This is a genomic window from Silanimonas sp. (genome assembly GCF_027531545.1).
Lineage (GTDB): Bacteria > Pseudomonadota > Gammaproteobacteria > Xanthomonadales > Xanthomonadaceae > Silanimonas.
Map to the genome: position 1 here is coordinate 59745 of NZ_JAPZSC010000030.1, position 21117 is coordinate 80861.

Sequence of the window (21117 nt, forward strand, 5' to 3'; positions counted from 1 at the left end):
CCCCATCCGGAAATCCGGCGCATGCGATACTGGCGCGCTGACCCATTCACTTCTCTGATTCGGAGTTCCACCCGTGGCTGACGAAAACATCCAGGGCGCCGCCGGCGCCGACCAGCAGGCCCAGTTCGCGATCCAGAAGATCTACGTCAAGGACATCTCGTTCGAGGCCCCGGGCACGCCGATGGTGTTCAACGAGCAGGGCAATCCCGACCTGAACCTCAACCTGAACCAGAAGGTCGGCAAGCTGGCGGACGACGTCTACGAAGTCATCCTCGGCATCAATCTCACCTGCAAGCTCGGCGAAAAGACGGTCTACATCGTCGAACTCGAGCAGGCGGGCATCTTCGGCCTGAACGGCTTCGACGAGCGCAATCTCGACTTCATGCTCGGCACCTACTGCCCGAACGTGCTGTTCCCGTACGCCCGCCAGATGGCGTCGGAGCTGATCCAGGCCGGTGGCTTCCCGCCCTTCTACCTGCAGCCGATCAACTTCGAGGCGATCTACGCCGAGAGCCTGCGCCGCCGCGCCGAACAGCTGAAGTCGGTCAGCGCCCCGGCCGTCGGCAACGCCTGATCCGCCACCGGATCGTCCGCCCGGCCCACCCGCCGGGCGAGGCACCGCCCCGCTTCGAGAGGACGCCCCCATGACCGCGACGACCACCGTCACCGTGCTGGGCTCCGGCTCCTGGGGCACCGCCCTCGCCGCTCAGATGGCGCGGCAGGGCCACGACACCCTGATCTGGGGCCGCGACGCGGCCCAGGTCGAGGGCATCAACACCCGCCACGAGAACACCCGCTACCTGCCGGGCGTGGCGCTGCCGCCCAGCCTGCGCGCCACCACCGATTTCGAGGCCGCCGTGCGCGCCGCCTCGATGCTGCTGGTGGTCACCCCCAGCCACGCCTTCACCGAGACCATCCGCCGTCTGGCCCCGTTGCGCCCGGAAGGCTGCGGCGTGGCCTGGGCCACGAAGGGCTTCGAGCCCGGCACCGGGCGCTTCCTGCATGAAGTCGCGGGTGAACTGCTCGGCCGCGGCGTGCCGCTGGCCGTCGTCACCGGCCCGTCGTTCGCCAAGGAAGTCGCCCAAGGCCTGCCGACCGCCGTCACCGCGCATTCGGATGACGCCGACTTCGCCCAGCTCGTGGCGGAGAAGCTGCACGGCCCGGCGTTCCGCGCCTACACTGGCACCGACATGCTCGGCGCCGAACTCGGCGGCGCCATGAAGAACGTGCTGGCCGTGGCCACCGGCGTGGCCGATGGCATGGGCCTCGGGCTGAACGCCCGCGCCGGCCTGATCACCCGCGGCATGAACGAGATGCTGCGCCTCGGCGCGGCGCTCGGCGCCCGCCCCGAGACCCTGATGGGCCTCGCCGGTGTCGGCGACCTCGTGCTCACCTGCACCGGCGACCTCTCGCGCAACCGCCGCCTCGGCCTCGCGCTGGGCAAGGGCCAGACCCTCGCCGAAGCCGTCGCCGCCATCGGCCAGGTCGTCGAATCGGTGCAGACCGCCGACGAAGTGATGCGCCAGGCCGATGCCCACGGCATCGAACTGCCGATCAGCCACCAGGTGCAGCGCGTGCTGCATGGCGAGATCACGCCGGTGGAAGGCCTCAAGGAACTGCTGGCGCGCGAGCAGAAGCCGGAATACCCGGAAAGCCTGTTCCGCGACGGCTGAGGCCCGCCCGACGGGCGCAGTTCGGCATGAAGCGTCAAGTCGCGCGCTGCGGCGACGCCAACGACAACGCCCGGCCGAAGCCGGGCGTTGAAGGTTGCGCAACCGCTGCCGCGGGACGGCAGCGTCGCCGCGGATGGATCAGAAGCTGGCGCGCAGGCCGACCGTGTAGATCTCGGCGCTATCGCCGTCGAACTCGACTTCACCGGTCACGCCCCAGGTCGGGCTGAACTTGTACTGCAGGCCGGCCGTGTAGGTGAAATCGTCGCTGTCGCCAGCGGCGTCGAGGTTGCGGTAGTTCACCTTGCCGAGGTACTCGAAGTTCTCGGTGAAATTGCCACGGAGGCCGGTCGAGAGGCGGTAGCCGTCAACGACTTCGTAGTCGGTGTGGGCGGCTTCGGCGATCAGGTCGAGGTTGTCCGACAGGCCGAGCGCGTAGCCGAGGGCCAGTTCCCAGGTGTCGATGTCGGCGCCGCGCTCCGAGTAGTTGCGGTAGTCGCCGAGGGCATAGAAGCCGGAGTCCGCGAACTCCACCGAGCCGCGCACGCCGAAACCGTCGACGTCGCTGTCGATGTTGTTGTAGGTGCCTTCGACGTAGGTGTAGCTGCGCTCGGCGGCGTTGGCCGACAGCGGCAGCATGGCGACGAGGGCGAGGGCAATCAGGGTCTTTTTCGTGGCGTTTCTCTTTCTTGTGTGGGGAGTCGCGAAGCCGGGGCTGGGCGACGGCTACAGAGAAACAGCCGCGCAGCGCAGCAACAACCCAACGAAGAGTGAACATTCAGCGCAGCGTTGGCATTGAATCCACGCGTCGCTGACCACGGGGACTTGCGGTTCCGGAAGACGCGACTCCGCGCGCCCTCAATCGTCCGCCGCATCGTGACTTCCGACATAGCCGCACTGCCGCCACGCCTCGAACACGGCGACAGCGACGGCGTTGGAGAGATTGAGTGAGCGATTGCCTTCGCGCATCGGCAGCGCGATGCGCGTGCCGGCGTCGAATCGTGCGAGCACGTCGTCGGGCAACCCACTCGTCTCGCGACCGAACAGGAAGGCATCGCCTTCGCGGTAGGCGACGCGATCGAAACGGGTCGCTTGGCCGGTCTCCACCACCCACCAGCGCGTCGGGCCGATCGCGGCGATGCAGGCATCGAGGTCGTCGTGCACGCGCATCGACGCGAACTCGCGGTAGTCGAGCCCGGCGCGGCGCAGGCGCGCGTCGTCGACATCGAAGCCGAGCGGGCGCACCAGGTGCAGGGTCGCGCCGGTGTTCGCGCACAGGCGGATCGCGTTGCCGGTGTTGGGCGGGATCTCGGGTTGGAACAGGACGACGTGGAACATGGCGATCAGGTGGCCGCGAAGGCCGCGAGTATCGCCGCGTCGACGCGCGCTGTCAGGCGCCGACGCGACAAGCGCGAAGCGGTTCGGCGGCGAGGCGCGAGAACGCCTCGGCATCGGCGGCCTTCGGGGGCTCGGGGAACTCGATGCGCACCTTCAGCGGATCGTCGCCGGCGTCGTCGCGCAGGTTCGACAACCCTTCGAAACGCAGCAGGCGCTGGTCGCGCTCGGCGTAGACCACGTCGATGTGCGGGGCGATCCAGCCCAGCAAGCCGCCGAGACGCAGCCGGAAGCGCCGGTCGCCGGCACGGTCGACCTCATCGCCTTCGACCTCGTAGACCTTGAAGTCGTAGCTCGTCAGGCGCGACGGCACGAGGAAGGCCATCGGCACGCTCTCGCCGGCCGTGAGGCGCGGCCATTCGCGGCGCACCCACTGGTCGAAGCCGGCGTCGGCGACGAGATTGCCCTCGGGGAGCGGCGCCTGCTGCGGATCCGCATCGGGGCGATCGACGAAGACGCGGGCATCGCCACCGGCGCGCGACACGCCTTCGCGGTAGCCACTGCGCACGTCTTCGAACTGGAAGGCCGGCGCGGCTGCGGCACCGCGATAGTCGACACGCTTGCGGGCGAACGGCGTGCCGTCGACGCAGCGGTAGACCACGAGGCGTTCGAGCAGGCCGCCGTCCGGCGCGGCGCGCATCAGGTGCTGCTCGCGGTAGAGCGCTTCCCCGCTCTCGAGATCGGCGGCGAGGCCGACCTCCTCGCGGTAGGCCGCCGACGCCGGAAGTGCGGCGAAGAAAAGAGCCGCGGCCAGCACGCCGAAGTGGCCGGCGCGACACGGTTCGGATGGGCGCATCACCATGGCAGCGTCTCCCCGCGATAGTCGATGAAGTCGCCGCGGGCATCGGCCGGCAGCGTGTCGATCACCCGCAGCATCCCGCTCACTGATTCGGGCGCCTCCAGCGGTGCGGCAGGGCCACCCATATCGGTTTTCACCCAGCCGGGGTGCAGGGCGACGCTGCGGATGCCCTGCTCGGCCATGGGGATCGCCGCCATCCGCACCGCCATATTCAACGCGGCCTTCGAGACCGCGTAGCTCGGTGTGTAGAAGCTCTGCGTCGCAGCGATCGAGCCCAGCACCGAACTCAGGTAGGCGACGACCGGCGCGCGGCCCTTCGCGAGCAAGGGCGTGGCGGCTTCGGCGAACAGCAGCGGGGCCAGGGTGTTGGTTTCGAAGGCAGTGCGGAAGTGGGCGGCGTCCAAGTGTCCGAAGCGCTCGCCCGAAGCCAGCACGCCGGCGTTGTTGATCAGCAGGTCGATGGCGCCCCAGCCGGCAGCGATGTCGTCGAGCAGCGCGGCACGCGAGGCGGGGTCGGTCAGCTCGAGTGCGCGCACCTGCAGGCGGTCCGGATGGGCGGCGGCCAAGGCCGCGAGCGCCGCGGCTCCGTCCGGACGCCGGCACGCGGCCAGCACCGCGTCGCCGCGGGCCAGCAGTTGGCGGACGAACTCGAGGCCCAGGCCGCGGGAGGCCCCGGTCACGAGGACACGGCGGAGGGCGGGTAATGCGGGCGAGGAGGGGTTCATGACGCCATCTTGGACACTTCGGCGGTGGCGCGGGTGTCAACAAAAGCGAAGGACGGCGTGAGGCCATGCCATCCGGCAGGGGTGGGCGCCGCGGTGGCCGGTTACGCTCCGAGGGTTATCCACCGCGGACTCTCGCCCATGCCCCTGCTTCGCCCCCTCGCCATCGCCCTCGCGGCCTCGCTCGCGCTGGCCGGCTGCCAGCCCGCCTCCGACGCCGGCAGCGCCCCCGCCGCGCCGGCCGAGGCGAACGTCCAGATCCCGTACGAAACCTTCACCCTGCCGAACGGGCTGCGCGTTGTCGTGCACACCGACCGCAAGGCGCCGATCGTCGCGGTCAACGTCTGGTACCACGTGGGCAGCAAGGACGAGGAGCCGGGCCGCACGGGCTTCGCGCACCTGTTCGAGCACCTGATGTTCCAGGGCTCGGAGAACTGGAAGGGCGAGTTCTTCGAACCCTTCGAGCAGGTCGGCGCCACCGACCAGAACGGCACCACCAACAACGACCGCACGAACTACTTCCAGAACGTGCCCACCACCGCACTCGACCTCGCGCTGTGGATGGAGTCGGACCGCATGGGCCACTTCGCCGGCGCGATTTCCGAAGACCTGCTCGACGAGCAGCGCGGCGTGGTGCAGAACGAGAAGCGCCAGGGCGAGAACCAGCCCTATGGCCGCGTGTGGGATTTCCTCGCCGAGAAGAGCTACCCGGAAGGCCACCCCTACAGCTGGGGCGTGATCGGCTCGATGGCCGACCTCAACGCCGCCTCCATCGAGGACGTGAAGCGCTGGTTCTCGGCCTGGTACGGCCCGAACAACGCCGTGCTCGTGCTGGCCGGTGACATCGACGTCGAAACGGCGAAGGCCAAGGCCGAGCAGTTCTTCGGCCACATCCCGGCCGGCCCGACCATGCCGCAGCCGGCGCTCAACGTGGCGGCCCGCACCGAAAGCACGCGCTTCGAGATGAGCGACCGCGTGCCGCAGGCGCGCCTGTACCGCACCTGGAACACGCCGCAGTTCGGCACCGCCGAGGCCCAGAAGCTCTCGCTGCTGGCCCAGGTCCTGGCCGGCTCACGCAGCTCGCGCCTCGACAAGCGCCTGGTGTTCGGCGAGCAGCTGGCCGACAGCGTCAGCGCCTTCTCGTGGGGCAGCCAGCTCAGCGGTATGTTCATGCTTCAGGTCGACATCAAGCAGGGCGTGGACCCGGCGCGCGTCGAAGCCATCGTCAACGAGGAGATGGCCAAGCTGCTCGCCGAGGGCCCGACCGCGGCCGAGATCGACCAGGCCCGCACCGTGTTCAAGGCCGGCTTCATCCGCGGCGTCGAGCGCATCGGCGGCTTCGGCGGCAAGGCCGACGTGCTGGCCGAGTGCACGGTGTTCACCGGTGATCCCGGCTGCTACCGCAACGACCTCGACACGCTCGATGCCGCCACGCCGGCCAGCGTCCAGGCCGCCGGCAAGACCTGGCTGGCGCAGGGCGACCTGACCCTGCTGGTCACGCCCGGCGACCGCCCGGCCCTCGCGGTCGACGAGAGCACGGCCCGCGAAGGCTATGTCTCGCCGCCCATCCCGGCCGTCGATCCGAAATTCACCACCGTCGCCAGCGCGGTCGACCGCAGCGCCGGCCCGCCGATGCCGGCCAGCTTCCCGGGCTTGAGCTTCCCGGCCCTGCAGCGCGCCACGCTGTCGAACGGCATCAAGCTCGTCGTCGCCGAGCGCCCCGGCCTGCCGGTGGTGCAGATGAACATGCTGTTCGGCGGCGGTTTCGCGGCCGACCAGGGCCGCAAGCTCGGCACCTCGAGCTTCGCGATGGGCATGCTCGACGAAGGCGCCGGTGACTACGACGCCCTGCAGTTCGGCGATCGCGTCGAATCGCTGGGCGCCCAGCTCGGCAGCTCGGCTGCGCTGGACGACAGCAGCGCCTTCCTCTCGTCGCTCACCGAGAACCTCGACGCGTCGGTCGCGCTGTATGCCGACATGCTGCGCCGCCCGCGCTTCGCCGACGCCGACATCGAGCGCGTCCGCGCCCAGTGGCTGGCCAGCATCAAGCAGGAGAAGGCCCGCCCGAACGCTCTGGCCAACCGCCTGCTGCCGCCGCTGATGTACGGGGCCGGCCATCCCTACGCGATCCCGTTCTCTGGCTCGGGCACCGAGGCTTCCATCGCTTCGCTCACGGTCGACGACCTGAAGGCCTACCACGCCGATTTCGTGCGCCCGGACAACGCCACCCTGATCGTCGTCGGCGACACCTCGATCGAGGCGATCACGCCGATCCTCGAGAGGCACTTCGGCGACTGGAAGGCCCCGGCCACGCCGGTGCCGCAGCCGACGATCGCCGAGGTGGCGCTGCCGACCGCGCCGCGCGTCTACCTCGTCGACCAGCCGGGCGCCATCCAGGCCACGATCCTCGCCGGCCAGCTCGCGCCGTCGACGACCGATGCCGGCTCGGTGGAGTTCGACATCGCCAACTCGGTGCTCGGCGGCGAGTTCAGCTCGCGCCTCAACATGAACCTGCGCGAGGACAAGAGCTGGGCCTACGGCGCCTACAGCTTCAGCTCGGGGGCCAAGGGCCAGCGCCCGTGGATCGCCTTCGCGCCGGTGCAGATCGACAAGACCGCCGACGCGCTGAAGGAAATGCAGCGCGAGATCGCCGCCTATGCCGACGGCAGCACGCCGGCGACGCCCGCGGAAGTGGCCAAGATCCAGGCCACCGAGATCCGAAGCCTGCCGGGTTCGTTCGAGACGGCCAACGCCGTGCTCGGCCAGATCGGCGGCATCGTGCGCTACAACCGCCCGGACAACTGGGTGGACGTGCGCCGCGGCCGTATCGAGGCCCTCGACCCGGCCGGCGTGAACGCCGCGGCGAAGACGCTCGACCCGAAGGCCCTGACCTGGGTGGTGGTCGGCGACCTGTCGAAGATCGAAGCCGAAGTCCGGGCCCTCGGCCTAGGCGAGGTGAGCATCATCGACGCCGACGGCAACGCGGCGGGCGACGCGACGGCCGCCCGCTGACCCGAACCGGTCCCGGCGGGCGCTCTCGCGCCCTCCGGGCTCATCGCCGATTTATCGAACGCCCGGCACAATCCGGGCGTTCGCATTCCTGAACACCTTGGAGAGCCCTGATGCGCCTGTCGCCCGCCCTGCTGCTGGTCGCCACCCTCGCCACCGGCCTGTCGGCCTGCACCTTCGTGCAGATCCAGCCCGGCGGGCAGAGCATCCGCGTCGTCGCCCCCGGCCAGACCCTGACCTGCGAGAAGCGCGGTGAGATCGGCGTTTCGGTGAAGGACCACCTCGGCCCGCTGGAGCGCAACGACCTAAAGGTGCGTGACGAGCTGGAAGTGCTGGCCCGCAACGAGGCCCCGGGCCTCGGCGCCGACACCGTGCAGCCGATCAGCGAGCCGATGGACGGCGAGCAGCGCTGGGCCGCCTATCGCTGCGGCGGCGCGGTCGGCACCGCCCCGGCCACCACCGGCACCCGCGTGGAGGCTCTCCCCGAGGACGAGGCCGAGGTCACCCCGCTCCGCGAAGACTGAGCCGGACCGCCCCCCCCCCCGGTCGGGGGGGGTCCATACGGGCCCCGAAGCGGGGCGCCCGGGGCTGCGCTAAACTCCGATGTTCGTTTACTCCGGGTCCCTGCCCATGCTGTTCCAGCACGTCTCCATCGCCGGTCTCGCCCACATCGACGCGCCCCACGCGCTGTCGTCCGATGAGATCAACCTGCGCCTGAAGCCCACGCTCGATCGCCTGGGCATCAAAACCGACGTGCTGCGCGATGTCGCCGGCATCAATTCGCGCCGCCTGTGGGACGAGGGCAAGCCCACGGCCGATGCCGCCACCGACGTGGCCCGCAAGGCGATCGCCGAAGCCGGCATCGACCCGGCCAAGATCGGCATCCTGATCAACACCTCGGTCTCGCGCGATTTCCTCGAGCCCTCGGTGGCCTCGATCGTCTCGGGCCAGCTCGGCCTGCCGGACACCTGCCAGAACTTCGACGTCGCGAACGCCTGCCTCGCCTTCATCAATGGCATGGACATCGCCGGCCGCATGATCGAGCGCGGCGAGATCGACTACGCCCTGATCGTCAACGCCGAGAACGCCAACGTCGTCTACCAGAAGACGATCGAGCGCCTGAACCGCGAAGGCATCACCCACGACGAGTTCCGCAACGAGTTCGCCAGCCTCACGCTGGGCTGCGGTGCCGCCGCCATGGTGCTGGCCCGCCGCGAACTGGTGCCGGACGGCCCGCAGTACCGCGGCGGCGTCACCCGCGCGGCCACGCAGTGGAGCCACCTCTGCCGCGGCAACCTCGACCGCATGGTCACCGACACCAAGATGCTGCTGATCGAGGGCATCAAGCTGGCGCAGCTGACCTTCGGCGCCGCCAAGCAGGCGCTGGGCTGGGCGGTGGAGGAGATGGACGAGTTCGTCATCCACCAGATCTCGCGCGCCCACACCGAGGCCTTCCTGAAGACCTTCGGCATCGATCCGCAGAAAGTCCTCACCATCTTCCACGAGCACGGCAACATCGGCCCCGCTTCGGTGCCGATCGTGCTGTCCAAGCTCAAGGAGATGGGCCGCCTCAAGAAGGGCAAGCGCATCGCCCTGCTCGGGATTGGCTCCGGCCTGAACTGCTCGATGGCGGAAGTGGTCTGGTAAGGCCCGCCGCCCCCTGATGCGACGCGAGGGCCGGGCGACCGGCCCTTGTCATTGAAGCGCCCGCCCGGGCACGACCCGATCGCCGCGCAAGACCGAAGGATTCCGATGCCGCTCCCCGACATCACGCTCCCCGACTACCCCTTCACCCCGCAGCGCTTCGAGCGCGGCGCCGGCATCGCGATGAGCTACCTCGACGAGGGCCCGCGCGACGGAGAAGTGGTGCTGATGCTGCACGGCAATCCGTCGTGGAGCTTCTACTGGCGCCGTTTGGTGCTGGGCCTGCGCGACCGCTACCGCTGCATCGTGCCCGACCACGTCGGCATGGGGCTCTCGGACAAGCCGGACGACAAGCACTACCGCTACACCCTGCAGTCGCGCATCGAGGACCTCGAGAAGCTGCTCGAGCACCTCGGCATCACTGGCCCGATCACGCTGGCCGTGCACGACTGGGGCGGCATGATCGGCTTCGGCTGGGCGCTGAAGCGCCGCGGCCTCGTGAAGCGCCTCGTGATCACCAACACCGCCGCCTTCCCGCTGCCGCAGGAGAAGCCGCTGCCTTGGCAGCTGCAGCTCGGCCGCAACTACAACATTGGCGCCCTGATGATCCGCGGCTTCAACGCCTTCGCCGCCGGCACCATCGACCAGTGCGTGTCGACCAAGGTGTCGCCCGAGGTGCGCGCGGCCTACGTCGCGCCCTACAACTCGTGGAAGAACCGCATCAGCACGCTGCGCTTCGTGCAGGACATCCCGCTGTCGCCGCGCGACAAGGCCTGGGCCTTCGTCGACGAGGCCGGCCGGACGCTGCACGAGTACGCCGACCGCCCGGCCTTCATCGCCTGGGGCCTGCAGGACTTCGTGTTCGACAAGCACTTCCTGAAGGGCTTCACCGACGCGCTGCCGAAGGCCGAAGTGATGGCCTTCGAGGACGCCCACCACTACGTGCTGGAAGACAAGCACGCGGTGCTGGTGCCGGCGATCCGCCGCTTCCTCGACGCGAACCCGCTCTGACCCCGCGACCATGACGGCGACCGCCAACATCGCCGCCGTGCTGCCGCGCATCGCGGCCGAGCGCCCGGAGCAGCCGGCGATGCGCTGCCCGGGCGGCACCGGCGCCGACGGCTTCGCCCGCTACGACGTGGTGCTGACCTACGGCGAACTCGACCGCCGTTCCGATGCCATCGCCGCCGGGCTGCAGGCCTACGGCATCCGCCGCGGCATGCGCACCGTGGTGATGGTGCGGCCGAGCCCCGAGTTCTTCCTGCTGATGTTCGCGCTGTTCAAGCTCGGCGCAGTGCCCGTGCTGGTCGACCCCGGTATCGACCGCTCGGCGCTGAAGCAGTGCCTCGACGAAGCCGCGCCCGAGGCCTTCATCGGCATCCCGCTGGCGCAGTTCGCGCGCCGCGTGTTCGGCTGGGGCCTGAAGACCATCCGCCGCGTGGTGACGGTGGGCACCCGCGCCTGGCCGCTGTGGCGCGGCGAGACTCTCGCCCGTCTCGAGCGTAAAGGGGCTGCCCTGCTGGCCGCCAAGGCCGCGCGCGGCGAGGCCACGGCGATGCTGGCCGACACCCACGGCGACGAAGTGGCCGGCATCCTCTTCACTTCCGGCTCGACCGGCGTGCCCAAGGGCGTGGTCTACCGCCACCGCCACTTCATCGCGCAGATCGACCTGCTGCGCGACGCCTTCGGCATCGCGCCGGGCGGCGTCGACCTGCCGACGTTCCCGCCCTTCGCGCTGTTCGACCCGGCGCTGGGCCTGACGTCGATCATCCCGGACATGGACCCCACGCGGCCGGCGAAGGCCGATCCGCGCAAGCTGCACGACGCCATCCGCCGCTTCGGCGTGACCCAGCTGTTTGGTTCGCCGGCGCTGATGCGCGTGCTCACCGAACATGGCGAAGCACTGCCGACCCTGCAACGCGTCACCTCGGCCGGCGCACCCGTGCCGCCTGACGTCGTTTCGACCATGCGCCGGCTGCTGCCCGCCGATGCCCAGTTCTGGACGCCCTACGGCGCCACGGAGTGCCTGCCGGTCGCCGTGATTGAAGCCCGCGAACTCGAGACGACGCGCGAGGCCACCGAAGGCGGCGCCGGCACCTGCGTGGGCCGCCCGGTCGCGGCCAACACCGTCCGCATCATCCGCATCCTCGACGACGCGATTTCGTTCTGGCGCGACGACTACGTCGTCGGTCCGGGCGTGATCGGCGAGATCACCGTCGCCGGCCCGAGCGCCACCGACGAGTACTTCGCGCGCCCCGAGGCGACCCGGATGGCGAAGATCCGCGAACGCGTCTCCGCCCGCGAGGAGCGCATCGTCCACCGCATGGGCGACCTCGGCTATTTCGACGCGGAAGGGCGGCTGTGGTTCTGCGGCCGCAAGAGCCACCGCGTCGAGACCGCCGGCGGCCTGATGACGACCGAACAGATCGAGCCGATCTTCAACACGCACCGCCGCGTCGCGCGCACCGCGCTGGTCGGGGTCGGCGTGCGCGGCATGCAGGCGCCGGTGCTGTGCGTCGAGCTGAAGGACGGCGTACCCGACAGCGAGTGGGTGCATGTGCAGGCCGAACTCGAGCGCATGGCCATGCGCAACCCGAAGACCGCGCGCATCCACCATTTCCTGCGCCATCCGGGCTTCCCGGTGGACATCCGCCACAACGCCAAGATCGGCCGCGAGAAGCTCGCCGAGTGGGCGAAGGCGCAGCTGCGCGGCGTCCTCCACTGAGCCGCGACACGGCACGCGCGACCCTCGACCCATGAAGATCCTCGTCACCGGCGGCGCCGGCTTCCTCGGCCAGGCGATCTGCCGCGGCCTGCAGGCCCAGGGCCATACCGTCATCAGCACCCAGCGTCGGCGCTCCGCCGACCTCGATGCGATGGGCGTCGAACAGCGCCTCGGCGACCTTGCCGACGCGGCCCACGTGCAGCGCGCGCTCGAAGGCGTGGAGGCGGTCTTCCATAACGCCGCCAAGGCGGGCCACTGGGGCAGCGAGCAGAGCTACATCGACGCGAACGTGACCGGCACGACGAACGTGCTGGACGCCTGCCGCGCCCACGGCATCACGCGCCTCGTCTACACCTCGACGCCGAGCGTGGCGCACAACGGCCGGGTGCCCTGCGAGGGCGGCAACGAAAGCAACACGCCCTACGCCCCGGCGTTCAAGGCGCCCTACCCGCGCACCAAGCAGATCGCCGAGAAAGCCGTGCTGGCCGCGAACGGCACGTCGGTGGCGGGCGGCGGCACCTTGAGCACCGTCGCGCTGCGGCCGCGGCTGATCTGGGGCCCCGGCGACACCAACCTGCTGCCGCGCCTCGTCGAGCGCGCGCGCGCGGGCCGGCTGCGCTTCATCGCCGGGGGCCACAACCGGATGGACACCAGCTACGTCGACAACGCCGCCGACGCGCACCTGTTGGCCTTCGCCGCGCTGGGCCCCGGTTCGGCCTGCGCCGGCAAGGCCTACTTCATCTCGAATGGCGAGCCGCAGCCGGTGCGCGAGATCGTCAACGGCCTGCTCGTGGCCGCCGGCGAGCCGCGCGTCGACGCCAGCGTGCCCTTCGGCGTGGCCTACGCCGCCGGCGCGCTCTGCGAAGTGCTGTGGCACGCGCTGCCGCTGAAGGGCGAACCGCCGATGACGCGCTTCGTCGCCGAGCAGCTGGCCACGCCGCACTGGTACGACCTGTCCGCCGCGAAGCGCGACTTCGGCTACGTGCCGCAAGTGACGGTGGCCGAAGGCCTGGCACGCCTCTCGCGCTGGTGGCGCGATACGCACTGAGTTGCGGCATGCTTCGGCCTTCTTCGGCCGGAGCACACGCATGCGTCGACTCGCCCTGGGTTCGCTGATCCTCGTCGCGCTCGCGTTGCCCGCGTGCACGCGACCCTCGAACGAGACGCCGGCGCCCGATGCGTCGCCGGCCGTGGCGGCGCCCGCCATGCACCTGCTCGTCGCGGCACGCATCGCCGGCAGCGAGGCACCCGACGCCAACGCGATGGTTTGGGACGACGCGGGCCGCATTATCGCGATCGGCCGCGCCGACGATCTCGCGGCCCGCTTCCCGAAAGCGACACGCCATGACGCCGGCGACGGCGTCGTCGTGCCGGGCTTGATCGATGCGCACGGCCACCTGATGAACCTCGGCTTCGCCCTGCTGCGTGCCGACCTCGTTGGTGCCGCGAGCAAGGCGGAGATCATCGAACGCCTGCAGGTCTATGCCACGACGGTGCCCGCCGACGCCTGGATCATCGGCCGCGGCTGGGACCAGAACGACTGGCCCGAGAAGGACTTCCCGACCGCCGCCGACCTCGATGCCGCCTTCCCCGATCGCCCGGTGTGGCTGGAGCGCGTTGACGGCCACGCCGGCTGGGGCAACAGCGCGGCGATGCGCGCGGCGGAGGCGAAGCACGGAAAGACCTTCGACGGCGATTGGCAGGTGGATGGCGGCCGCATCCTGCGCGAGGGCGACAAAGCGACCGGCGTGTTCATCGATGCGGCGGCGGCCTTTATCGACGCTGCGGTGCCGGCACCGTCCGAGGCCCTGCGCGAAGAGGCCTTCGAGCGCGCGCTGGCGGCCGCGGCCGCGAGCGGCCTCACCGGCGTGCACGACATGGGTGTCTCGCGCGCCGACCTCGCGCTTTACCAGCGCTTCGCCGATGCCGATCGCCTGACGCTGCGCGTCGAGGCCTATGCCGACGGCGACCGCGACGCGCTGGCCGACCGCTGCGCGCAGGGCGCCTACGTGCACGACGGCGGACGGCTCGCGATGGGCGGCGTGAAGGTCTACATGGACGGCGCGCTGGGCAGCCGCGGCGCCGCGCTGATTGCCGACTACAGCGACGAGCCCGGGCATCGCGGCCTGCTGCTGATGCGCCAGGAGGCGCTCGAGACGCTGCTGGCCAAGATCAAGGGCTGCGGCCTGCAGGCGGCCACGCACGCCATCGGCGACCTCGCCAACCGCCTCGTGCTCGACGGCTACGCCAAGGTGCTCGGCCCGGAAGCCGGCGCGAGCGACCACCGCTGGCGCATCGAGCACGCGCAGGTGGTGTCGCCGAAGGACCTGCCGCGCTTCGCGGAACTGGGCGTGATCGCCTCGATGCAGCCCACGCACGCCACCTCCGACATGCCGTGGGCCGAAGCGCGGATCGGCGCCGAACGCATCCGCGGCGCCTACGCGTGGAAGACGCTGAAGGACGGCGGTGCCCGCCTCGCCCTGGGTTCCGATTTCCCGGTGGAGTCGGTGGATCCTCGCCTCGGCCTGTACTCGGCGGTGACGCGCCAGGACCTCGAAGGCCTGCCGCTCGGCGGCTGGCAGCCGCAGGAGCGCCTGACGATGGTGGACGCCCTCGCCGGCTTCACCGCCGACGCCGCGTTCGCCAACCGGCGCGAGGGCGAGATCGGACGCCTCGCGGAGGGCTATCGCGCTGACTTCGTCGTGCTCGATGCCGACCCGGCCGCTATCGATGCGGCGGCCGTGCCGAAGCTCGTCGTGCGCTCCACCTGGGTGGACGGCGAGCCGGTGTGCCAGCGTCCGGTGGAAGCGGCGACGACGCCCTGAGGAATGGCGCGACGCGGCTCAGCGCCCGTCGCGCTTCCATGGGCGGATCAGGCCCGGGCGCGCGGCCGCCTCCTGGCGCGACAATGGCACCGACCGGCCCTCGCCCGTCGACGTCGATCGCGCGCTCTGCGTCGCGGTCCGGGGCGCCTCACTGCGGCGCAGCCGCGCCGGCAGCTCGGGGGCCGCCACCTCGCGCCATTGCCCCGCCGCCAATCCGTCCAACGTGTACGGGCCGATGGCCTCGCGCACCAGCCGAAGCGTGGGCAGGCCCACCGCGGCGGTCATGCGCCGCACCTGGCGGTTACGGCCTTCGCGGATCACCAGCCGCAGCCAAGCGTCGGGCACGGTCTGGCGCACGCGCACCGGCGGGTCGCGCGGCGGCAGCCACGCCGGCGCGTCGATCACCGCAACTTCGGCGGGCTTCGTCGGGCCGTCGTTGAGCTCGAGGCCGTCGCGCAGGCGCTGCAAGGCCTCGTCGGTGGGCGTGCCCTCGACCTGCACGAGGTAGGTCTTGGGCCAGTCGAACTTCGGCGAGCCGATCGCGGCCACGAGCGCACCGTCATCGGTCAGCAGCAGCAGGCCTTCGCTGTCGAAATCGAGGCGACCGGCGGCATACACGCCCTTGGGCAGGCCGAAACCCGCCAGCGTCGGCCGCGGCGGCACGCTGCGGTCGGTGAACTGGCACAGCACGTTCATCGGTTTGTGGAAGGCCACGAGCATGCCCTCCAGTGTATCGGCGCGGTGTAGGCTGCATGGCCATGCCGACCTCGATGCAGCGCGCCAGCGACCGCTCCGCCACGCCGGCACCCGGCCCGGGCGAGGCCGCCGTGCTGCCGATGGCGGCCTGCCTGATCGTCGGCGTCACCGCGCATCGCGATCTCGTGCCCGAGGAAGTGCCGGCCCTCGAAGCCGCCGTCGACGCCTTCCTGAAGCGGATGCAGGGCCTGCACGCCGACCTCCCCGTGGCCGTGATGTCGGGGCTGGCCGAAGGCGGCGACCGCCTCGTGGCTCGTCGCGCGCTGGCGCTCGGCCTGCCCCTGGTGGCGCCGCTGCCGCTGCCGTTGGAGGAGTACCGCCGCGACTGCACCAGCCCCGAATCGACACTCGAACTCGACACCCTGCTGGCCTCCGCGCAGGCCATCCACCTGCCGCTCGCGGAAGGCAACGATGCCGCCTCGGTGTGCGTGCCCGGCCCGGCGCGCGACCGCCAATACGCGCAGCTCGGTGTGTTCATCTCCTCGCATTGCCAGGTGCTGCTCGCGCTCTGGGACGGCACTTCCAGCGATGCCGCGGGCGGCACCAGCGACGTGGTGCGCTACCACCTGCACGGCGAGATGCCGGGGCTGGGCCGGGTGGATGCCCCGCCGAACCTGCTGGCCGACGACGACAGCGACCTCGCCCTCCACATCGTCTGTTCGCGCACGCGCAGCGGCGCCACCGCGGACGGTGCACTCGGCACCCACTGGCTGACGCGCAGCGCGCGCAGCGCCGGCAGCGGCCCTATGCCAGACGGCTACGTGCGGCTGTTCGACCAGCTCGGCGAGTTCAACGCCGATTCGCGCCTCTATGCCGAGGACATCGAGCGCGAGGGCCACGGCCTGCTGCCGCCGCCCGAGATCGCGCCGGCGCGGGGATCGCTGCCGCGCATCGACGCCCTCTTCCGCCGTGCCGACTGGCTGGCCCTGCACTTCCGCCAGCGCGTGCACCACAGCATGGCCCTGCTGCACGTGCTCGCGGTGCTCACCGGCCTGCTGCTGATGACCTATGCCGAGTTCGTCGCCCACCCGCTGCTGATGGGCGCCATCCTCGGCGTGTTCGCGACCGGCGCCGCGGTGGCATGGCTGGGCAACCGGCGCTCCTGGCATCGCCGTTACCTCGATTACCGCGTGTTGGCCGAGGGCCTGCGCGTGCAGGCCTACTGGGCCATCGCCAGCGTGCCGTCCTCGCAACGGGTCGGCTTCGCCTACGACAGCTTCCTGCAGAAGCAGGACGTCGAACTCGGCTGGATCCGCCACGCCATGCGCGCCGTCGCGCTGGGCGGCGAGCGCCGCGCCAACGACGTCGGGCTGCAGTGGGTGATCACGCACTGGGTGGGCGACGGCGGCGCCACCGGCCAGCTCGGGTACTTCCGCCGCCGCGCCACCGACCGTGAGCGCATGTACCGGCACACGCGCCTGCTGGGCCGCGCCAGTCTCCTGCTGAGCCTCGCGGGCGCCATGGTGCTTGTCGTGTTCGGCGCGTCGTTCGAGCCGATGACGGTGAAGCTGCTGCTTGTGACCACCGGCGTGGCCGCGCTGTTCGCCGGCGTGCGCGAGGCGTACTCGTACAAGCTCGCCGACAAGGAACTCATCAAGCAGTACCGCTTCATGGCCCGCGTCTTCGGCGCTGCCGCCGAGCGCCTCGTGCGCGAGCCGACGCCGGCCAAGCAGCGGCAGGTGCTGGAGGCCCTCGGCGAAGCCGCGCTCGAGGAGCATGCCGAATGGATCCTGATGCACCGCGAACGTCCCCTCGAACAACAACCCCTGTCGGGCGCATGAGCACCGTCTTCCTCAGCTACTGCCGCAGCGACCAGGCCGATGCCGCGCGGCTCGCCGCCGCGCTGACGGCGGCCGGGCTCGACGTGTGGTGGGACCACCTGATCGAAGGCGGTGCAGCCTTCGCCAAGCGCATCGAGAGCGCGCTCGAAGGTGCCGACACCGTGGTGGTGCTGTGGTCTGCGCGCTCGATCGAATCCGACTGGGTGCTCGACGAAGCCGCACGCGGCCGCGACCTGCGCAAGCTGGTGCCCGCCTCGCTCGACGGCACGCCGTCGCCGCTGGGCTTCCGGCAGTACCAGACCGTCGATCTCGTGCGATGGCGCGAAGGAGGCGACGAGGCCCCGCTGCAGGCGCTGGTGCGCGCCGCCGCCGCCATGGGCACGGGAGCGAAGACCGACGGCCTGCGTTCGGCGCCCCCCACCCCGGAGCCGATGCCAGCGCGGGCTGGCGGGCCCGCCAACGCCGCGCGGCGGCGCCTGATGCTGGGCGCCCTCGCCGCCGTGCCGGCGCTCGGCGGCGGGTTGTACGCGTGGCGGCACTTCGCCGGCGGCAGCGCGGTGGTCAGCGACAACAGCGTCGCCGTGCTGCCCTTCGACAACCTGAGCGGCGACGCCGCGCAGGCCTACTTCTCCGATGGGCTGTCCGAGGAAGTGCGCAGCACGCTCACGCGCAACCTCGCGCTACGCGTGATGGCGAAGAGTTCCTCCAGCCGCTTCGCGACCGACCCGCGCGACGCCACCGAGATCGCCGGCGAGCTCGGCGTCTCCTACCTGCTCCGCGGCAGCGTTCGCCGGCAGGACGACGTGGTGCGCGTGTCGGTGAACCTGGTTGAAGGACGCACCGGCTTCGACCGCTGGTCGGAGACCTTCGATGGCCGCCTGAGCGACGCCTTCCAGGTGCAGAGCGACATCGCCTACGCCGTCGCCGACAGGCTCAGCGCCTTCGTCGGTGGCGATCGCGACGATCGCGACGGACTCGCCGCCGTCGGCGGCACCTCGAACCCGACGGCACTCGACGCCTACCTGCGCGGCCGCACGCTCTACGACCTCAGCTCCGACGAAGCCTCCGAGCGCGCCGCGCTGCAAGCCTTCGACGACGCGCTGGCCTCGGATCCCGACTTCGCCGCCGCACACGCCGCGCGCGCACGCTCGCTCACCGCCATCGCCAACCAGTACGGCAGCCCCGAAGAGAACGTGCGCCTGTACGCCGAGGCCGTCACGGCCGCCGAGCGGGCCATCGCTCTCGCGCCTGCGCTTGCCGAAGCCCACTCGACGCTGGGCTTCACGCGCTTCCAGGGCCAGCTCGACGCCCGCGGCGCACGCGAGCCCTTCCAGGAGTCGCGCCGACTCGGCGCCGGCGAGGCGACGGTACTCACGCGCTTCGCGCAGTACGCCGCGCGCTGCGGTCGCCACGACGAAGCGCGCGAAGCGCTCGAACCGGCGCTGGTCCGCGACCCGCTCAATCCGCTGATCCACCGCGCGGCCGGCGGCATCGCCTACGCCGGGGGGCGCTTCGCCGACGCCATTCCGCCACTGGAGAAGGCGCTGGCGATGAACCCGAAACTCACGCGGGCGCACGCCGCCATCGGCGATGCGCGCCTAAACCTCGGCGACATCGACGGCGCCCTCGCGGCCTACGCGAAGGAGCCGGTCGCCGACATGCGTTTCGCCGGACTGGCGGTGGCGCATCGACGGGCCGAGCGGAACGACGAGGCCGACGCCGCCATGGGCGAGCTGCGCACCCTCGGCGACCGCGTGCTCTACCAGCAGGCACAGGGGCTGGCGGAGGCCCGGGCGATCGACGAGGCTTTCGATGCCCTCGAACGCGCCCATGCCTTGGGCGACTCCGGACTGATCTACGCGCGCAACGACCCGTTCCTCGATCCGCTGCGCGGCGATGCCCGCTTCAACGCGCTGCTCGAGCGCCTCGGCTTCGATGTGCCGATCGCCTGAGCCGCGCTGCCGCAGCGCAGCAGAGTTTGCCGGACCCTTCTGCTAGCCTCGGTGCCGGCCGAAAGCCGTTCAGCCCCATCCACAAGGAGTGCACCGTGAAGCCGATCGTCGTCGCCAGCCTCGCCCTTGTCCTCGGAACCGCCCTGCTCACCGGCTGCAAGGCTGAAGAGCCCGCGGCCCCCGCTTCCGCGGCCGAACCCGTCGCCGAGCCCGCTGCAGTCGAGCCGCCCCCGCCGCCGGCCGAACCCGCCGTCGATGCGAGCGCGCCGACCGACACCATGACCGACCCGGCCGCGCCCGCCGCCGACGGTACCGATCCGAACGCCGCGCCGCCGGCCGAGGGCGAAACGATGGAAGAAGAGACGGACACGCCGCACTCGGGCGGCGACAAGGTCTGATCCGTCCTTCGCGGAACACGGGGGCGGCGGCGGAGGTTCCGTCGCCGCTCCCGGCAATGCCTCAAGGCAGGCTGTTGCGCGTCGGCGGCAGCCGCATGGCCTGGTCGATCCAGTCGATGTACTGGTCGATGCGCGTGTAGACGCTGGGCCGGCCATCGCCGCCGCAGCGGCTGCTGCCCCAGCTCACCAGCCCTGCCAGCACCGCCGTGCCATTGGTCCGCACCACCGGGCCACCGCTGTCGCCGCCGCAGGTCGATTGCTTCGGGTTCGCGGCACAGAACACCTTCGGATGCACCTTGCCGCCGCCGCGATCCGGCCGGCTCTCGCAAGTGCGCTGCCCCATCAGCCGCAGGTCGACGCGCAGAAGCACGGCGCTGTTGATGTTGGCGTTGCCTTGGCCGACCGCCCCCCAGCCCGTGGCCGAGACGGGATCCCCATCGGTAAGCGGCGTGCGGTTGAGCGGAATCGGCCGGATCAAGGCCGGATCGCGTCGCTGCGGCGTGCCATCGGGCGCGATCTTCATCAGCGCGATGTCGTTCGCATACATGTTCGGCGGGCGCGCAAGGTCTTGGCTGCCGGCGTCGTACTGCGAATGCCGGACGATCCGCTCGATGCGGTAGACGATGCCGTCGCCGGCCGAGATGTCCTGCGCGCCGAGGCGCACCTTGAAGCCCAACGCCACTTTCGCTTGGTCGATGCAATGGGCGGCCGTCAGCACCCAATCGTCGGCGATCAGCACGCCGCCGCAGTAATGCTGCCGAACCCATTCGGGGTACGGCGCCTGCGGATTCGGGGCGCGATTCGGATTGAAGATCTGCGCCTGCCACGGCACGGCGCTGGCCGCGACCGGACGACCACCGAAGGCGTAGGGCACATCCCGGCCCGGCGACGAGGCACCCGCGGACGGACGGCCGCCTGAAGGCGCACCGCCGAGGCTCAGTGACAGCATCTGCCCGGCCGAGACGCCGTCCTCGCCATCCCGCTGCCCGGTGTCCTCCACCACGCCGTCGGGCCCGGCCACCGCTTCCACGTCGAACGACGCGTCATCGCCGTAGCTGTCGTCGAAGGGAATCGCATCGTCCGATTCGTCTTCCGTCAGTTCCGGCGCCCACGAGTCGTCCTCGTAGTCCTCGACGAAGACCATCTCCTCCTCGTCGGTCGCGTCGGCGTCCTCGTCCTCGGCCTCGTCTTCCGTGGCGTCCTCGTCTTCGTCGGCAAAGGCCTCGTCGTCCTCGAACGCTTCATCGTCTTCGAAGGCGTCATCGCCGAAATCGTCCTCGAAGGCGTCGTCCTCCTGGGCGCCCGCGGCCAAGGTCGCGGCGAGGAGGTAGCCCGTGGCACCGGGCAGGGCCTGTGCCGGCGGCGCGGCCACGGCCAAAGCGGCAAGGATCGCGACGCACAGCGCGTCGCCACGACGAATCGACAGCATGGCGCTCTCCCC

General features: G+C 70.9%; 17 protein-coding genes and 1 pseudogene. 12 read left to right on the top strand and 6 right to left on the bottom strand.

The window, feature by feature from the left end; genetic code table 11:
* Positions 1-73 precede the first annotated feature (73 nt).
* Together secB and O9280_RS14280 are read left to right on the top strand one after the other, a co-directional pair.
* Positions 74-574, top strand: coding sequence for a protein-export chaperone SecB (secB, locus tag O9280_RS14275; protein ID WP_298344174.1), 501 nt, complete (start codon positions 74-76; stop codon positions 572-574).
* A 70-nt stretch (positions 575-644) separates the two neighbouring features.
* Entirely contained in the window at positions 645-1673 is a 1029-nt protein-coding gene (locus O9280_RS14280) for an NAD(P)H-dependent glycerol-3-phosphate dehydrogenase (protein WP_298344177.1), read from the top strand.
* A gap of 138 nt (positions 1674-1811) precedes the next feature.
* Here O9280_RS14280 and O9280_RS14285 read toward each other — a convergent pair whose 3' ends face one another.
* The 4 genes from O9280_RS14285 to O9280_RS14300 all read right to left on the bottom strand — a co-directional run bounded on the left by O9280_RS14285 (position 1812) and on the right by O9280_RS14300 (position 4589).
* Complete coding sequence (locus tag O9280_RS14285; RefSeq protein WP_343228765.1) at positions 1812-2333, bottom strand: outer membrane beta-barrel protein; 522 nt, start codon at positions 2331-2333, stop codon at positions 1812-1814.
* A gap of 195 nt (positions 2334-2528) precedes the next feature.
* Positions 2529-3008 (bottom strand): tRNA (cytidine(34)-2'-O)-methyltransferase, encoded by a 480-nt coding sequence (locus O9280_RS14290; protein ID WP_298344183.1) that lies wholly within the window; start codon positions 3006-3008, stop codon positions 2529-2531.
* A gap of 52 nt (positions 3009-3060) precedes the next feature.
* On the bottom strand, positions 3061-3861 hold the full coding sequence (locus tag O9280_RS14295; protein WP_298344186.1) for a hypothetical protein: 801 nt from the start codon (positions 3859-3861) through the stop codon (positions 3061-3063).
* On the bottom strand, positions 3861-4589 hold the full coding sequence (locus tag O9280_RS14300) for an SDR family oxidoreductase (RefSeq protein ID WP_298344189.1): 729 nt from the start codon (positions 4587-4589) through the stop codon (positions 3861-3863). The genes O9280_RS14295 and O9280_RS14300 overlap by 1 nt, the downstream gene beginning before the upstream one ends.
* 138 nt (positions 4590-4727) lie before the next feature.
* Between O9280_RS14300 and O9280_RS14305 the strand changes: the two genes are divergently transcribed.
* The 7 genes from O9280_RS14305 to O9280_RS14335 all read left to right on the top strand — a co-directional run bounded on the left by O9280_RS14305 (position 4728) and on the right by O9280_RS14335 (position 14789).
* The gene (locus tag O9280_RS14305; RefSeq protein ID WP_298344192.1) at positions 4728-7598 is read left to right on the top strand and encodes a pitrilysin family protein; all 2871 of its coding nucleotides are present in this window, start codon (positions 4728-4730) and stop codon (positions 7596-7598) included.
* A 110-nt stretch (positions 7599-7708) separates the two neighbouring features.
* Positions 7709-8119: a DUF4156 domain-containing protein gene (locus O9280_RS14310; protein ID WP_298344195.1), complete on the top strand. Its 411-nt coding sequence runs from the start codon at positions 7709-7711 to the stop codon at positions 8117-8119.
* Between the two features lie 106 nt (positions 8120-8225).
* Positions 8226-9242 (top strand): 3-oxoacyl-ACP synthase III, encoded by a 1017-nt coding sequence (locus O9280_RS14315; protein ID WP_297866515.1) that lies wholly within the window; start codon positions 8226-8228, stop codon positions 9240-9242.
* Positions 9243-9347: 105 nt separating this feature from the next.
* The gene (locus O9280_RS14320) at positions 9348-10250 is read left to right on the top strand and encodes an alpha/beta fold hydrolase (RefSeq protein WP_298344199.1); all 903 of its coding nucleotides are present in this window, start codon (positions 9348-9350) and stop codon (positions 10248-10250) included.
* Positions 10251-10260: 10 nt separating this feature from the next.
* Positions 10261-11964 (top strand): olefin beta-lactone synthetase, encoded by a 1704-nt coding sequence (gene oleC / locus O9280_RS14325; RefSeq protein WP_298344202.1) that lies wholly within the window; start codon positions 10261-10263, stop codon positions 11962-11964.
* A 31-nt stretch (positions 11965-11995) separates the two neighbouring features.
* Positions 11996-13012: an NAD-dependent epimerase/dehydratase family protein gene (locus O9280_RS14330; protein WP_298344206.1), complete on the top strand. Its 1017-nt coding sequence runs from the start codon at positions 11996-11998 to the stop codon at positions 13010-13012.
* A gap of 40 nt (positions 13013-13052) precedes the next feature.
* Positions 13053-14789 carry an amidohydrolase gene (locus tag O9280_RS14335; protein WP_298344209.1) on the top strand — a complete coding sequence of 579 codons (1737 nt, stop codon included), beginning with the start codon at positions 13053-13055 and terminating at the stop codon, positions 14787-14789.
* A gap of 186 nt (positions 14790-14975) precedes the next feature.
* Here O9280_RS14335 and O9280_RS14340 read toward each other — a convergent pair.
* Positions 14976-15509: pseudogene (locus O9280_RS14340) on the bottom strand (pseudouridine synthase); the annotation flags it as partial.
* A 32-nt stretch (positions 15510-15541) separates the two neighbouring features.
* Between O9280_RS14340 and O9280_RS14345 the strand changes: the two are divergent.
* From O9280_RS14345 to O9280_RS14355, 3 genes are all read left to right on the top strand, one after another.
* Positions 15542-17326 (top strand): hypothetical protein, encoded by a 1785-nt coding sequence (locus O9280_RS14345; RefSeq protein ID WP_298344212.1) that lies wholly within the window; start codon positions 15542-15544, stop codon positions 17324-17326.
* Positions 17323-19278 (top strand): TIR domain-containing protein, encoded by a 1956-nt coding sequence (locus O9280_RS14350; protein ID WP_298344215.1) that lies wholly within the window; start codon positions 17323-17325, stop codon positions 19276-19278. Before O9280_RS14345 ends, O9280_RS14350 begins: the two co-directional genes overlap by 4 nt.
* A gap of 95 nt (positions 19279-19373) precedes the next feature.
* Positions 19374-19676 (top strand): hypothetical protein, encoded by a 303-nt coding sequence (locus tag O9280_RS14355; RefSeq protein ID WP_298344218.1) that lies wholly within the window; start codon positions 19374-19376, stop codon positions 19674-19676.
* A 61-nt stretch (positions 19677-19737) separates the two neighbouring features.
* Here O9280_RS14355 and O9280_RS14360 read toward each other — a convergent pair whose 3' ends face one another.
* Positions 19738-21105 (bottom strand): serine protease, encoded by a 1368-nt coding sequence (locus O9280_RS14360; RefSeq protein ID WP_298344223.1) that lies wholly within the window; start codon positions 21103-21105, stop codon positions 19738-19740.
* Positions 21106-21117: the final 12 nt, after the last annotated feature.

Excerpts from the sequence above, each read along its gene's own strand:
- O9280_RS14280 (WP_298344177.1), top strand. The coding sequence starts at position 645 with ATGACCGCGACGACCACCGTCACCGTGCTGGGCTCCGGCTCCTGGGGC.
- O9280_RS14290 (WP_298344183.1), bottom strand. The coding sequence starts at position 3,008 with ATGTTCCACGTCGTCCTGTTCCAACCCGAGATCCCGCCCAACACCGGC.
- O9280_RS14295 (WP_298344186.1), bottom strand. The coding sequence starts at position 3,861 with ATGCGCCCATCCGAACCGTGTCGCGCCGGCCACTTCGGCGTGCTGGCC.
- O9280_RS14300 (WP_298344189.1), bottom strand. The coding sequence starts at position 4,589 with ATGAACCCCTCCTCGCCCGCATTACCCGCCCTCCGCCGTGTCCTCGTG.
- O9280_RS14305 (WP_298344192.1), top strand. The coding sequence starts at position 4,728 with ATGCCCCTGCTTCGCCCCCTCGCCATCGCCCTCGCGGCCTCGCTCGCG.
- O9280_RS14310 (WP_298344195.1), top strand. The coding sequence starts at position 7,709 with ATGCGCCTGTCGCCCGCCCTGCTGCTGGTCGCCACCCTCGCCACCGGC.
- O9280_RS14315 (WP_297866515.1), top strand. The coding sequence starts at position 8,226 with ATGCTGTTCCAGCACGTCTCCATCGCCGGTCTCGCCCACATCGACGCG.
- O9280_RS14320 (WP_298344199.1), top strand. The coding sequence starts at position 9,348 with ATGCCGCTCCCCGACATCACGCTCCCCGACTACCCCTTCACCCCGCAG.
- oleC (WP_298344202.1), top strand. The coding sequence starts at position 10,261 with ATGACGGCGACCGCCAACATCGCCGCCGTGCTGCCGCGCATCGCGGCC.
- O9280_RS14330 (WP_298344206.1), top strand. The coding sequence starts at position 11,996 with ATGAAGATCCTCGTCACCGGCGGCGCCGGCTTCCTCGGCCAGGCGATC.
- O9280_RS14335 (WP_298344209.1), top strand. The coding sequence starts at position 13,053 with ATGCGTCGACTCGCCCTGGGTTCGCTGATCCTCGTCGCGCTCGCGTTG.
- O9280_RS14345 (WP_298344212.1), top strand. The coding sequence starts at position 15,542 with ATGGCCATGCCGACCTCGATGCAGCGCGCCAGCGACCGCTCCGCCACG.
- O9280_RS14350 (WP_298344215.1), top strand. The coding sequence starts at position 17,323 with ATGAGCACCGTCTTCCTCAGCTACTGCCGCAGCGACCAGGCCGATGCC.
- O9280_RS14360 (WP_298344223.1), bottom strand. The coding sequence starts at position 21,105 with ATGCTGTCGATTCGTCGTGGCGACGCGCTGTGCGTCGCGATCCTTGCC.